This is a genomic window from Acuticoccus mangrovi (assembly GCF_016411865.1).
Classification (GTDB): domain Bacteria; phylum Pseudomonadota; class Alphaproteobacteria; order Rhizobiales; family Amorphaceae; genus Acuticoccus; species Acuticoccus mangrovi.
The window spans coordinates 93,435-107,718 of sequence record NZ_JAEKJA010000012.1; the positions used below are offsets into that span (position 1 = coordinate 93,435).

Below are 14,284 nucleotides of genomic sequence, written 5' to 3' on the forward strand. Positions count from 1 at the left end.
CCGAATAACAACGACCACTAAGAACGGGAGGATACGATGCTCGACAGACGAACGTTGATTTGCGGGACGATGGCCGTGGCGGCGCTGGCCGCCGTCGGCGCCGCGCCCGCCCTCGCGGCCGATCAGGCGCTGATCGACGCGGCGACGAAGGAAGGCTCGGTCAACTGGTACACTTCGCTGATCCAGGACCAGGCCGCCCGTCCCCTCGCCCGCGCCTTCGAGGAGAAATACCCCGGCATCTCGGTGGAGATCATCGCCGGCAAGTCCGCCGATCTCCTTCTGAAAATCAACGACGAGCTCGCCGCCGGGCGACTCCATGCCGACGTCCACCACGGCGGCAGCGTCGTGCCGAAGCTGCTCGCGATGGACGCGATCCAGCCCTACGTGCCGCCGTCGGCCGCCAACCTGCCCGACGACATGAAGGACCCGGACGGCTACTGGGTCGCCGAGGTCGTGAGCTTCCTCGTGCCCGCCTACAACACCGACATGGTGCCGGCGGAGGAGGCGCCGAAGACCTACGAGGATCTCCTCGATCCCAAGTGGAAGGGCGCGATCGCCTGGGCGGCGACGATGACGCAGGGTGGCCCTCCGGGGTTCATCGGCACCGTGCTCGGCCTCATGGGGCAGGAGAAGGGCATGGAGTATCTGCGCAAGCTGAGCGAGCAGAACATCGTCAACGTGCCGGCCAATCAGCGCGTCACGCTGGATCAGGTCATCGCCGGCGAATATCCGCTAGCGCTCAGCACCTTCTCCCACCACACCGACATCTCGCAGGAAGACGGCGCGCCGGTGCAGTGGATCGCACTGCAGCCGAAGGTGACGAACACCATCGACTCCACCTTCCTGATGAAGGGCGCGCCGCATCCGAACGCGGGCAAGCTGTTCATCGACTTCATCGTCTCTGATGCCGGTCAGAAGGTCTTGGCCGACGCCGGCTACATTCCCGCCAACCCCAAGTTCCGCAATCCGGAGCGCAGCCCCGAGGCGTTCGCCCTGACCCCGAGCCTCGTCGCCGCGCACCTCAACGACTGGGTGGCGATCTACGACGAGCTCTTCAAGTGACGGACAGTCCGACCATGGACGGGGGGGCCTACCCGGCACCCCGTCGCCCCGCACCAACCCGCGCCAGCTGGCGCGGACGGGGCATCGAGCTCACGGTGCCCACGGTCGTCCTGACGGTGATCATCGCGGTGCTCGTGCTGCCGCCGCTCGCCATGCTGGTGCGCACGAGCCTCATCGACTACTCCGACGGCTCGTTCGGCCTCGTGAACTACCGCAAGCTCTTCGCCGAGCCCGAGCTCTACCTCACCACCATCAACTCCGTCGTCTTCGCGGCCGGCGCGACGTGCGTGTCCCTCCTCATCGGTGCCTGCGTCGCCTGGATCGTGGAGCGCACCAACGCGCCCTTCCGCGGCCTCGCCTACGTCACGACCATCGTCTCGCTCGGGACCCCCGCGATCCTCTATGTCTGCGGCTGGATCTTTCTCCTCGGCCGCGCCGGTCCGCTGAACTCCGCCTGGCGGGCGCTCACCGGATCGTTCCAGCCTCTCGTCAACGTCTATTCGATTCCCGGGATGATCCTGATCGAGGGCCTCCTTTGGGTGCCGCTCGTCTTCCTCCTGTGCGGGGCGACGTTCAAGCGGCAGAACGCCGACCTCGAGGAGGCCGCACGCATGTCCGGCGCGTCCGTGATCGCGACGGTGCGGCGCGTCTCGCTTCCGCTCGCCAAGCCGGCGCTCTACGGTCTCGCGATCTTCATCTTCATCCGCAATCTCGAAGCGTTCGACGTGCCGGTGCTGCTCGGCATGCCCGGCGGCATCAAGCTGCTCACGTCCGACATCTACCTCACGATGACGCGCGTGCCCCCCGACCTCGGCCACGCCAGCGCCTTCGCGGTGGTGATGATCGCCTTCATCTCCGTCCTCCTCTATTTCTACGGCCGTGTCTCGGCCAATGCGGACCGCTTCGCCAGCATCACGGGGAAGGGCTTCCGCCCGCGCCCGTTCGATCTCGGCCGGTTCCGCTGGGTCGGCGGCCTCGTGGTGGTGCTGCACTTCACGCTGGTCCTGGCGCTGCCGATCATCGCCGTCTTGTGGAACTCGATCACCCCGTTCGTGCGTGCGTTCAGCGTGAAGGCGCTCGGCAACCTGACGCTGCGCAACTACACCTACGTGCTGACCGACAGCCACTATCTGCACCTCGCCTGGAACACGGTGCTCGCGGCGAGCGTCGCGGCGACCGTCGCGGTGGCACTGACGGCGGTGGCGGCGTGGTTCGCCGTGCGGCGCTGGCCGGCCTCGGGCGGTCTGACGCAGCTCGTCAGCCTGCCGATCGTGTTCCCCGGCATCGTGCTCGGCGTGGCGATGATCCAGATCGCGCTGCGCACGCCCTTCGGCCTCTACGGCACGATCTGGCTGATCGCGATCGCCTTCCTGATCCGCTACCTGCCCTACGGCATGCGCTACGCCCAACCGGCGATGATGCAGATCCACCGCGAGCTGGAGGAGGCCGCCGGCATCTCCGGCGCCACCCAGCCGGGCATCTTCCGGCGCGTGGTGCTGCCGCTCGCAGCGCCGGCGCTCATCGCCGGATGGCTCTTCATCTTCCTCCTCGCCGCCAAGGAGCTGTCGATCGCCGTGCTGCTCGCCGGTGCCCGATCCAAGACCATCGCGGTCGCCATGTTTGACCAGTGGACCAACGGCGAAGCCGGCGAAGTCGCTGCGCTCGGCATCATCTGGACCATCGTCATGTCCTGCTGCGCCGGGCTGATGCATTACCTTTCCCGCGGCGACATGAAGTCGCGCGGCACGCAGTAAGGGGCCAGCGTGAGAGACTCCACCAGCATGACCCTCGAGGTCGAGAACCTGTCCAAGCTCTACTGGACGCCCAACGCGACGTTTCCTGGCGGCGGTATCCAGCCGATCAGCTTCAACCTCGCACCCGGCACCTTCTTCACGCTGCTCGGGCCGTCGGGCTGCGGCAAGACGACGACGCTGCGCTGTGTCGCCGGTCTCGAGATCCCGGACGAGGGACGGCTCACGCTCGGTCCCACCGTGTTCTTCGACGCCGCCCGCCGGACCAACGTGCCGCTCAACAAGCGCAACATCGGCATGGTGTTCCAGAGCTACGCGATCTGGCCGCACATGTCGGTGTTCGAGAACGTCGCCTTCCCGCTGCGGGTGCGGCGGGAGCTGAAGCTCCGGGCCGAAGAGGTCCGCGAGATGGTCGCCCGGGCGCTCGCCACCGTCGGTCTCGAAGGCTACGCCGACCGCTCGGCAACGCAGCTCTCCGGCGGCCAGCAGCAGCGTGTCGCCCTCGCCCGCGCCATCGTGCGCCAGCCGGGCCTCCTCCTCCTCGACGAGCCGCTGTCGAACCTCGACGCGCTGCTGCGCGACGAGATGCGCAACGAGCTGAAGCGCCTGCAGCGGCAGATCGGCATCACCACGATCTACGTGACGCACGACCAGGCCGAGGCGCTCGAGATGTCCGACGTCATCGCCGTCATCAACGCCGGCGTGGTGGAGCAGATGGGTTCGCCCCGGGAGATCTACGACCGTCCCCGCAGTGCGTTCGTGGCCGGCTTCATGGGGGCGACGAACCTGCTGCCGGCGACGGCCCGCAGCGCGCAGAAGGGCGACAGCTCCGGAACCGTCGCGATCGACAGCGGCGAGGCGCTCAGCACGTGGTTCCCCTACGACATCGGCGCCGGCAGCCGCATCGCGCTGTCCATCCGGCCGGAGGCGGTCACGGTCGCGCCGGCGGGGACCGCCGCACCGCAGGGCTGGAACCGCCTCACGGGCACTGTGATCGGCTCGGGCTTTCTCGGCAACATCGTTCGCTATACGGTGGCGCTCCCCCATGGGCGAATCCACGCTCACCAGCCGCCCGACCGCATCTTCGCGGAGGGCGAGACCGTCGAACTACATTTCGCGCCGGACCGGACGCTCGGCTTGTCCGACAACCGCGCCGCCGCGTAAGGAGAGCCTTTCAATGATCGACAAACGCGTCGCCGACCTCGCCGCGGCGCTCGAGGGCATCAGCGACGGTGCCGTGGTGATGATCGGCGGCTTCGGCGCCGTCGGGCAGCCGGACGCGCTGGTCGATGCGCTCGCCGAGCTCGGCCCGCGCGAGCTGACCATCATCGCCAACAACGCGGGATGGAGTGCCGAGACCGGCATCCCGCGTCTCATGGACCTCGGCCTCGTGCGCAAGATCATCTGCTCGTTTCCGAAGGGGTCGACGGTCTTCAAGGATCTGTTCACCGCCGGCAAGATCGAGCTGGAGCTCGTGCCGCAAGGCACTCTCGCCGAGCGCATCCGCTGCGGCGGCGCCGGCATTCCGGCCTTCTACACGGCGACCGCCGCCGGCACGCGCCTCGCCGAGGGCAAGGAGGTGCGTACCTTCAGGGGCCGCGAGTGCGTGATGGAAGAGGCGCTCACCGCCGACGTCGCCCTCGTCGAGGCGTGGCAGGCCGACCGGTGGGGCAATCTCGTCTTTCGGGGGTCCGGGCGGAACTTCAATCCCATCATGGCGATGGCCGCCGAGCTGACGATCGTGCAGGCACACCAGTTCGCCAACGAGCTCGATCCCAACGTCATCGTCACGCCAGGGATCTTCGTCAACCGTGTGGTGCAGGTGGACAGCCGGGTCGAGAAGCTGCTCGCTGCACAGAAGGCTTCGTGAGGGAATGATGAGCGAGACGATCGAGAAAGCGCTGGGCGATGATCGCGTTGCCATGACGCGGCGGCTCGCCGGGGACATCGCCGACGGCTGGTACGTCAACCTCGGCGTCGGCATGCCGACGAAGGTCGCCGACATGATCGACGACGGCCGCGAGGTGATGTTCCACTCCGAGAACGGCATCCTCGGCATGGGTCCGACGCCGGCCGAGGACGAGATCGACCCCTGGCTGGTGAACGCAGGCAAGAAGGCGGTTTCGCTGACACCCGGCGCCGCGCTGTTCCATCACGCCGACAGCTTCGCCATGATCCGCGGCGGGCACATCGACCTGTGCGTGCTCGGCGGCTACGAGGTGGCCGAGAACGGCGACCTCGCCAACTGGACGACGCCATCCGGTGACATCCTGCCGGCCGTCGGCGGTGCCATGGACCTCGCCGTCGGGGCGAAGCGGGTCTGGGTGCTGATGCAGCACACCACCCGCGACGGCGCCGCCAAGCTGGTTCGGCGCTGCACCTATCCGTTGACCGCCCCGGCCGCCGTCGACCGCGTCTATACCGAGCTCGGCACCTTCGCGGTCACCGAAGAGGGCTTCCGTGTGCTCACCCTCGCCGACGGTGTCAGCCTGGCGGATGTGCAGGCCCGGACGGACGCGCCGATCCATGGCTGACGCCGCCGGCGCTCCGGCGATGCGCCGGAGCATGCGGCAGATCCTTGCCGGCGACGCGTGCGTCCACCCCGCGTCGATCTACGACGCGATGACCGCGCGTGCCGCGGCGAAGCTCGGCTACCAGGTGGGCATGCTGGGCGGGTCGGTGGCGGCGCTCGCCGTCCTCGGCGCGCCGGACCACACGCTGCTGTCGCTCGACGAGCTGGCGGGGCTGTGCCGCCGGATCTGCCGCACCGGCGCGCTGCCGCTGATCGTCGACGCCGACCACGGCTTCGGCAACGCGCTCAACGCCATGCGCTGCGTCGAGGAGCTGGAGAATGCCGGCGTCGCCGCGCTCACGCTGGAAGACACGCTGCTGCCGCGCCCGTTCGGCGCGGCCGACACGGCGCTGATCTCGCTCGAGGAGGCGCGCGGCAAGGTCGCCGCGGCGATCGCGGCGCGGCGCGATCCGAGCCTCGTCGTCGCGGCACGGACCGACGCGCGCCTGCAGGACACGCCGGAGCTCACCCGGCGCGCGGAAGCCTACGCCGACGCCGGCGCCGACGCCGTGTTCCTCACCGGCGTGCGGACCCGTGAGGAGGTCGAGGCCGTGCGCGCCGCGACGGGCCTGCCCATTCTCCTCGCCGCAGCCAAGGGCGAGCTCGAGGGCGCCGACCTCGCCGCTCTCGGGGTGCGGGTGTGCCTGACCGGGCACCGCACCTTCCCCGCCGCCCTCGCCGCGGCCTGGGACACCCTCGCGGGGGGCTCGACCGCGTCGCGCCCCGATCCCGCCGCGCTCGTCAAGGATCTCAGCGACACCACACTCTACGCCGGCTACATCGCGCGCTATCTGAGCCTCCCGGCCAACTGACCGCTCCGCCCTGCTCCACGGGCACTGCCGGCGCTATTTCCACGCGGGTGGCTCCGACAAGGTAACGAACGGGCCAGACCTTCGGCATATGGGGGATGACCGTGTTCGTCAGGTGGTACGCCTGCGTGTTCTGGGGCAGAATCACGTCGGCTATCCGCCGGCCGCGCTGCTGAACGCGGGCAATCGCCGGCCGTAGTCGGACGGCGGGAGAGCGATTCGCACATCGTTCCGGGCAAGCTCCTCAGCGAGGATCTCGCCTGACGCGGCGGTGATCCCTGCCCCCTGACCCGACACCAGCGCCAGTCAATGGATCGCATCCCCCAACGGCATCGCGCGCCTCCGCCACCCATCGAGCCGCTCCACGAGCGAGCGGGTGTCGACGACCGCCGCCGGGCGGACCTTCGCGCCGAGCAGCCTCCGATGGAGAAGCCATGTACGGTCGACGACAGGACATTAAAGCCGCGCGTGTCTTCTCCGAACTCAACACCTCGGCACCGACGGCTGGCGGCATCCTAGGCCATTGACCAGGTGCACCCGTGGCGACGTCAGCAATTGACATTCGGGTCTGCCGCGATCCTCCGTTCCGGACGGTCACCACCCTGCGTCGTCCGGACTTACGCGTGCCGCATTTGCAGAAATATACCCATCAAATAATAATATCATGCCATCCCGTTTCTCGTCGCCTTGATTCTCCTCCTGTGCTTGACTCTTGTCAAATCGGAGCACTCGGTTATCGTCTGTAGTCCGCTGCAGCGACTCCGAGTCAGGCAGACAGTCCTGCGCCCGCTTTTAACGAAGAATGTTTCACTTGACACGAGAATCACAAACTTAATGAAACATCCTCATGAGATGACGCAGCAGAAACGATGCTCTTTGCATTATTGCAACCTTCACCTTTGCCAATCAATTGCCTCAAGGAACATTCACTCGCCACTTGACGTCCCCAACTTTCCACTCCCGCCGGCGAGAAGTTAAATCCACTAGCGTACACTCAATATGTAACCTCACAAAGAATACATATTTCACAATCACACACACTACCTCCTGCTTCACGCCAACCAGATATCGAGGCCACCTTCTGTGATAATTACTGATACACTTATCATGATCCATATGCAGAAATGCGCAGGCACTGCTTTTGCAAAATCTATTATTCGCAGACAACCGGACGCATTGTATTGGGGTTATGATCCAGAAGGAGAATTACGATCGAAGGCATGGGCTTCTATCGGCCTTTGGAAGCACTCGACTGCATATGAAATCTATAATGCCGTACCAAGGAAAACTTGGAATGCTGCATACAAAGTACTCGTTTCGGCTCGACATCCTGTCGAGCGAACATTATCACATTACGCACATTATGTTCACAAACATAAATTGGATATGTCTCTACATACATTTATTCATTCATCCCATTTAAGCACTATTCAACAATATATAACCTCTCCTGACGGAGCAATACTAGTAGATGACATCGTGATGTTTGATCAACTCGAAGAGGGACTCGCGCGAGTTCGCAAGAATACAGCATTGCCTGCACTGGAGCTCAAAATAGAGAATCAAAATCGAAAGAAAACTGACATTCTGTCTACAACCGTACTTGAGCAGCCTGACTTGCGCTATCTCAAGAGTATATGTCGATGGGAACTTAATTATTTTGGCTGGGAGGCGTAGATCATTGGATATTAATTACAACACGGTTCGATCAACTCTTACTTCGAAAAACTATTACGCACGATACCGACGATTTATTACTTACGAATATGAAGAGGTTGCAGGACATTATTTTCGCCGCTGCATAGGCACGGCGGGAGATCACCGTCACATCGCGTTTCTCGGTGCCGCTCAGGTGTTCGGCTGCCATGTCGACGATCCCTTTCCCTCCCAAACAGCGCGCGGCCTCGATGTGAACGCCTACAACGTCGGCGTGGCAGGCGCGGGCCCTGGATACTTCCTCTCCCGACCAGAGTTGATCGACATTGCAAACGCCTGCGACGTCGTCGTTCTCCAAATCATGTCGGGGAGTTCCGTTTCGTTTCCTGGCCTAACCGTCCATCCCGTGTTCAATGCACAACACATCGACCCTGCCTCAGGCAAACTGAAGACTAAGCGAAAAAACAAACTCTACTTCGCCGACAAACTCGCTGCCGGTCCAGACATATTCAAGGAAACGATCCTGAGGATGCGGACCGCATATGTCGAGCAATACAAAGATCTCATACGCGCGATCAGGGTCCCGGTCGTTCCGATATGGACGTCCGCCCATGAGCCGGGAGAACTCCCCTTGGATCCGTCTACTATCAACGCAGCGCTTGGTTCGTTTCCACAACTGGTCGACATCCATCTGGTGGAGGCAATTGAAGGGCTTTCGTCACCGGCCGTCTGGGCGATCGCCCCGCTTGAGCCCAAGCGGCTTCCGCTCCGCTGGCGCGAAAACTGCTGCTCAACACCAGGGAATAAGAAAGAACTCAACGTTGGATACTATCTGTCGGAAACATTCCACAAGAAAGCCAGGGAACTTCTGATTGAGCGCCTGTCCGAGATCCTTTAGAGCGTGGGCTCCCGCCGAGCATCCAAGCAGCGCCCCGCGATGGCTGAGAGCCTTCCCACTGTCGCGGGCCCGTCAGATCGGGCCTTCAGCAAAGGACGAGGATTGGGGTTGGTTCAGCTCGATCCGATGCCAGGCACCTCACACTTTTGAGCCGTTTCCGGAGTTGATGCGCGAATGCGGCGGCACCGTGCACCATCCTATTAGCGAAGGAACGTCACGACGAGCATGTCGACAACGGCTTCCACCGGCCCGGTTGGCACCCTCGAAGCACGGACCTAAAGCGTTCGCCGAGCGAGCCACGTATCTGGGCGAGCCGGAGCCCCCCTCTGACCGTCTGACGTCGGACACCCAAAAGCCGTCCTCGTCGGCGTCAGCGCATGAGGGACGGGAGCCAGAGTGCGATGCCCGGGAAGGCGATCAGGAGGGCGATCAAGGCGAGCATGCCGACGACGAAAGGCAGCGCGCCGAGCATCACGTCCTCCATGCCGCCGCGTCGCCGGATCGCCTGCACCACGTAGAGGTTGATGCCGACCGGCGGCGTGATCAACGCCACCTCCAGCAAGATGATGAGGACGATGCCGAACCAGATCGGATCGTAGCCGAGCTTGACGACGACCGGGGCGACGAGGGGGGTCATCGTCACCAGCATCGACAGGCTCTCCAGAACGCAGCCGAGCGCGATGAAGAACAGCACAATGAGCGCCATGGTCGCCGTCGGCGAGAGCCCGAGGGACGCGACGAACCGCGTCAGGCCCTGCGGAATCCCGAGGAAGGAGAGGACGAAGTTCAGATAGTAGGACGCGAGGACGATGAGCATGATCATCGCCGTCGTGCGCATGGTGCCGACGAAGGCGCCGTGCAGCATCGCGAACGTCAACCGGCGGTGCGCCGCGGCGAGGATCAGCGCGAAGACGACGCCGAGCGCGGCGGCCTCCGTCGGTGTCGCGACCCCGGCATAGATCGAGCCGACGACGACCAAGAAGAGCGCCACGATCGGCGCGATGCCCGGAAGACTGGCGAACCGCTGACGCCAGGTGGCCTCGACCCTGGCGCCGCCGAACGCCGGCCGCACGACGCACACGACGATCACGATCGCGGCGAACAGGACGGCGAGCAGCAGGCCCGGCACCATGGCGGCGAGGTAGAGCTGCGGGATCGAGGTCTGCGTCATCATCCCGTAGAGGATGAGGTGGATCGACGGCGGGATGAGGATGCCGAGCGTGCCGCCGCCCGCGAGGCTGCCGAGAAACAGCCGCTCGTTGTAGCCGCGCCGCTCGACCTCGGGCAGGGCCACGGTGCCGATGGTCGCGGCCGTCGCGACGGACGAACCGGAGGTCGCCGAGAACAGCGTCGAGGCGGCGATGTTGGCGTGCAGCAGGCCGCCCGGCAGCCGATTGAGCCACACCGCGACGGCGGAATACATGCGCTCCGCGACGCCCGCCCGCAGGAGGATTTCGCCGAGCAGCACGAACAGCGGGATCGTCGTCAGCGTGAACTCGTTGGCGACGTTCCAGAAGATCTCCGACCCCGCCACGTAGAGCGGCATCGGCGAATAGGCCGCGCCCATGACGAGGGCGACGATCACGAGGACCGCCGCGATGGGCAGCGACAACAGGATGAGGCCGAACAAGAGGCCGAACGCTTGCGCGACCATCAACGCGCCTCCGTGGACTGCGCGACGGCCTCGCTCGCCTCGTCCTCGGGACGCGTCACGCCGTGGCGTTGGGTGATCGCCCGCGGCGAGCGGGCGAGGAGATCGCGCACGGCCTGCAGCAGCGCGACGAGGAGGCAGACCCCGAACACCAGGATGCCGAAGAGCCAGAGACCCTGCGGCACGACGAGCGGCATCTGCAGCGTCGACGCCGAGTGGGAGTTGCGCGCCCAGGAGGTCGAGAGCACCAGCCAGCTCGAGTAGGTCAGGAAGGCGGCGACGGCGAGAAGCGACACCATGGCGCTGAGATCGAGCAGGGCGCGCGGGACGATCGGCAGCCTCGCATAGAGAATGTCGATGCGGATGTGCGCCCGTGCGTGGAAGGCGGAGGCGAGCGACCAGCTGATCCCGATCGCGAACAGATAGGAGGCGATCTCGTCCACGTTTCCGAGGTTGCGGCCGATGCTCGCACGCATCGCGACATCGGCCGCCACCATCAGCCCCATGACGAGAACCGCCCAGCCACTCGCCAGCACCATCGCGTGCGCGAGGGCCCGGCAGGCGAGGTCGGCGCGGTCGATGGCGCCGCCTCGGCTGTCCGGCATGGCCGTTCCCCCGCGCCGGTCCGTCATTTCGCGGCGGCGAGGCCCGTGATGGCGCCGACCGTCTCGTTCCACCCGTCGATGCAGTCCTGCGAGCAGCGCGCCGCCCACTGCGGAAGGATCGCCTCCTCCAGGATGCGCTTGCGGGCGGCGTCGTCCTCGTCGGACACGGGCACGAAGGTCATGTCGGCGGCCTCGCCGTAGGGGCACTCGCCGTTGCCCGTGTCGCAGGCGATGCCGGCGGCGTCATCGACTTCCACCTGCTTCCACAGCTTCGCTTCGAGGCCGGCGACGGAGTCGGACAGCGCGCTCTGCTCGTCTTCGGAGAGGCCGTCCCAGAAGCCCTTGTTCGCCGCGATCAGCGTGAGGCCCCAGCCGAGACGCAGACCGTAGAGGCTCGACGTGACCTCGGGGAACTTGAACGAGTAGCCGGTGAGCGTGCCGGTGAAGGCGCAGTCCACCACGCCGCGCTGCAGGCTCGGGACGACCTCCGCCAACGGCACGCCGACACCGGTGCCGCCGGCCGCCTCGATGAAGTCGTTCATGCTGGCGCCGTAGTAGCGGATCTTGAGGCCGTCGAAGTCGGACATCGATTCGACCGGCTCGCGGCAGTACATCACCTGGCTGGGATTGGGATAGATGCCGAGATAGACGAGGCCGTGGTTCTCGACCAGCGAGGCCTCGAGCATCGGCCGGTAGGCGTCGACGGCCTCGCGCAGCGTCGGCAGATCCTGGATCACACCGGCGAGCTCGATGCCCTCGATCACCGGATCGTCCGACACCGAGTAGCCGACGACGATGTGGGCGACATCGAACACACCCATGCTGGCGAGCCGCAGGATCTCCTCGCCGGAGAGGCCCAGCTCGGAGTAGTTGGACAGCTTGGCCTCGAGCGCGCCGCCGGTCTGGTCGCCCAGCTCTTCGGTCCAGAACGGCTGCTCGATGAGGCCGAATGCGTTGAGGCTCGACCAGGGGGCGACGACGCTGACGCGCGTCTGTGCCGACGCTGCGGTGGCGAGGCTCGCGGCGAGCGCCGCACCGATTAGAAGCTTCTTCACTATGCTCTCCGGGGTGGGGTGGGGGCCATGTGGGGGGTGGGGACCATTAGTCGGCAATCGCCGGCTGAGTGGGGGCGTCGGCTTCAGCCAACACGTCGACCTTGGGCGCGACGGCGATGTCGAGCCATCCATGCGCCGTTACGCTGACGCGGTCGCCGGCGTGCAGGGCGACGGTGGTCGTCTCGCTTTCGATGAGGGCGGGTCCGTCAATCCGGTGACCCGGCGCCATCGCCTCGAAGGCGAACACCGGGGCCTCGACGAAGCGGCCGCCGGTGTGGATCGTCCGCGCCCCAACCGGCGCGATCGGGCGCGTGGCGGGCGCCAGCGGACGCGCCGCGTCGCCACGCTCCACTTCGCCGACGACGGCGACACGCGCATTGACGAGGTCGACGTCCTGCCCAGGCGAGGAATAGGTGTAGAGGTCCTCGTGACGGCGGTGGAAGCGGTCCACCACCGCATCGGCGAGGCCGGGCGCGGCGAAGTCGATGCCGTCGAGGGGAACGTTGATCTCGAAGATCTGCTCGCCGTAGCGCATCTCCGCCGATCGTTCGATCCGCAGCCGCTCGGCGAACCGGTCCGGCAGGCGTGCCCGCGCGTCCGCCTCCAGCTCGTCGAAAAGCGCGCGCAGGGCGGTGTCGGAGAGGGCCGCGCTGTCGCCCACGCGCGAGCGCGCCACCTCGTATCGGAGGTCGCTGGCGAGCATCCCCCACGCGCACAGCACCGAGGCGATGGTCGGCACCACGACGCGCGTCACGCCGATCTCGCGCGCCACCTCCGCGGCGTGGAGCCCCGCGGCCCCGCCGAAGGCGACGATGGTGAAGTTGCGCGGATCGACGCCGCGCCGCAGCGTCATCAAGCGGATGCCGTCGGCCATCTTCACGTTGATGAGGCGGTGGATCCCGACGGCAGTGCCGATCCGGTCGAGGCCGATCTTGCCGGCAAGGTCGTCGATGGCCGCTTCGGCGGCGGCGCGGTCGAGGGTGCCGCGACCGCCCGCGAAGGCGTCGTCGGCGAGGTAGCCGAGCACGAGATTGCTGTCGGTCACCGTGGCCTCGGTACCGCCTTGGCCGTAGCAGGCCGGACCCGGAACGGCGCCCGCCGAGCGCGGGCCGACGGTGAAGCTGCCGGTCCCGTCCGGGCTCGCGAGCGACCCGCCGCCCGCACCGATGGAGTGGATGTCGTAGCTGCGCAGCGCGATGCGCTCGCCCGCGAGGCCGCGCTCGGAGGTGAGCGCCACACGCCCATCGGCGATCAGCGAGATTTCGGTCGACGTGCCGCCCATGTCGAACGGGATGACGTTGCGCTCGCCGATGAGGTCGGCGCAGGCGCGCGCCCCCGCGATTCCGCCCGCCGGCCCCGAGAGGCAGGTGCCCGCCGCCAGCGCGATGGCGTCCGCCACCTGGGTGATCCCGCCGTGCGACAGGATCACGAACAGCGGACCGTCGAAGCCCGCCTCCGCGAGGCGCCCGGTGAGGCGCTGCATGTAGCGCTTCACCACCGGGCCGATGGCGGCGTTGACGACGGTGGTCGACAGCCGCTCGTACTCCTTGATCTGCGGCAGCACCGCCGAGGAGACCGAGACGTAGGCCTCCGGCATCATCTCCGCGACGATCTCGGCCGCCCGCGCCTCGTGCGCGGCGTTGCGATAGGCGTGCAGAAAGCAGATCGCGACCGACGTGACGCCGCGTTCGCGCAGATGCTCGACCTCGCGCCGCACCGCCGCTTCGTCCAGCGGCTGCGCGACGGTGCCGTCGTGCGCGATCCTCTCGGGCACACCGCGGCGCAGCGCGCGGGGGACGAGCGGCTCGGGCGGCGCCATCAGCAGATTGTAGCGCTCGGGCTTCAGGCCCTCCCGCATTTCCAGGATGTCGCGATGCCCCGCCGTGGTCAGGAGGCCCACCTTCGCCCCCTTGCGCTCGAGCATCGCGTTGGTGGCGACGGTGGTGCCGTGAACGATCCGCTCGGTGCGCCCCAACAGGGCGGCGGTCGACAGATCGAGGCGGGCGGCGAGCTCCTCCAGCCCGGCGAGGACGCCGATGGACTGGTCCTCGGGCGTCGACAGCGACTTCGCGATCACGGTCGCGCCATCAGGATCGATGGCGACGAAGTCGGTGAACGTCCCGCCCACGTCTATGCCGATGGTGTAGGTCGTGCTCATGCGTCCTCGGGGCCCGGTGTACTGATGGGGAAGGCGGGGGCCGTTGCTGGTGGGCGGCGGGGACCGC

General features: G+C 66.4%; 12 protein-coding genes. 8 read left to right on the forward strand and 4 right to left on the reverse strand.

Features of this window, described 5'->3' with window-relative positions:
* Positions 1-36: 36 nt before the first annotated feature.
* The 8 genes from JCR33_RS15340 to JCR33_RS15375 all read left to right on the forward strand — a co-directional run bounded on the left by JCR33_RS15340 (position 37) and on the right by JCR33_RS15375 (position 8,748).
* Positions 37-1,062 (forward strand): ABC transporter substrate-binding protein, encoded by a 1,026-nt coding sequence (locus tag JCR33_RS15340; RefSeq protein ID WP_198882980.1) that lies wholly within the window; start codon positions 37-39, stop codon positions 1,060-1,062.
* A gap of 95 nt (positions 1,063-1,157) precedes the next feature.
* On the forward strand, positions 1,158-2,816 hold the full coding sequence (locus tag JCR33_RS15345) for an ABC transporter permease (protein WP_198882981.1): 1,659 nt from the start codon (positions 1,158-1,160) through the stop codon (positions 2,814-2,816).
* 27 nt (positions 2,817-2,843) lie between these two features.
* Entirely contained in the window at positions 2,844-3,977 is a 1,134-nt protein-coding gene (locus tag JCR33_RS15350) for an ABC transporter ATP-binding protein (RefSeq protein ID WP_198882982.1), read from the forward strand.
* A gap of 16 nt (positions 3,978-3,993) precedes the next feature.
* Entirely contained in the window at positions 3,994-4,683 is a 690-nt protein-coding gene (locus JCR33_RS15355; RefSeq protein WP_198883034.1) for a CoA transferase subunit A, read from the forward strand.
* Positions 4,684-4,690: 7 nt separating this feature from the next.
* Positions 4,691-5,347, forward strand: coding sequence for a 3-oxoacid CoA-transferase subunit B (locus JCR33_RS15360; RefSeq protein ID WP_198882983.1), 657 nt, complete (start codon positions 4,691-4,693; stop codon positions 5,345-5,347).
* Positions 5,340-6,197 (forward strand): isocitrate lyase/PEP mutase family protein, encoded by an 858-nt coding sequence (locus JCR33_RS15365; RefSeq protein ID WP_198882984.1) that lies wholly within the window; start codon positions 5,340-5,342, stop codon positions 6,195-6,197. Before JCR33_RS15360 ends, JCR33_RS15365 begins: the two co-directional genes overlap by 8 nt.
* A 1,104-nt stretch (positions 6,198-7,301) precedes the next feature.
* On the forward strand, positions 7,302-7,871 hold the full coding sequence (locus JCR33_RS15370) for a hypothetical protein (protein WP_198882985.1): 570 nt from the start codon (positions 7,302-7,304) through the stop codon (positions 7,869-7,871).
* Positions 7,872-7,875: 4 nt separating this feature from the next.
* A complete protein-coding gene (locus JCR33_RS15375; RefSeq protein WP_198882986.1) occupies positions 7,876-8,748 on the forward strand; it encodes a DUF6473 family protein in 873 nt (290 codons plus the stop codon).
* Positions 8,749-9,118: 370 nt separating this feature from the next.
* On the opposite strand, the gene JCR33_RS15380 is transcribed toward JCR33_RS15375, so the two are convergent.
* The 4 genes from JCR33_RS15380 to JCR33_RS15395 are packed head-to-tail and all read right to left on the reverse strand — an operon-like array spanning position 9,119 to position 14,217.
* Positions 9,119-10,402, reverse strand: a complete 1,284-nt coding sequence (locus tag JCR33_RS15380; RefSeq protein ID WP_198882987.1) for a TRAP transporter large permease — start codon at positions 10,400-10,402, stop codon at positions 9,119-9,121.
* Positions 10,402-11,004, reverse strand: coding sequence for a TRAP transporter small permease subunit (locus tag JCR33_RS15385; RefSeq protein ID WP_198882988.1), 603 nt, complete (start codon positions 11,002-11,004; stop codon positions 10,402-10,404). Before JCR33_RS15385 ends, JCR33_RS15380 begins: the two co-directional genes overlap by 1 nt.
* 23 nt (positions 11,005-11,027) lie before the next feature.
* Positions 11,028-12,059 (reverse strand): TRAP transporter substrate-binding protein, encoded by a 1,032-nt coding sequence (locus tag JCR33_RS15390; protein ID WP_198882989.1) that lies wholly within the window; start codon positions 12,057-12,059, stop codon positions 11,028-11,030.
* Positions 12,060-12,105: 46 nt separating this feature from the next.
* Complete coding sequence (locus tag JCR33_RS15395) at positions 12,106-14,217, reverse strand: hydantoinase/oxoprolinase family protein (RefSeq protein ID WP_198882990.1); 2,112 nt, start codon at positions 14,215-14,217, stop codon at positions 12,106-12,108.
* Positions 14,218-14,284 lie beyond the last annotated feature (67 nt).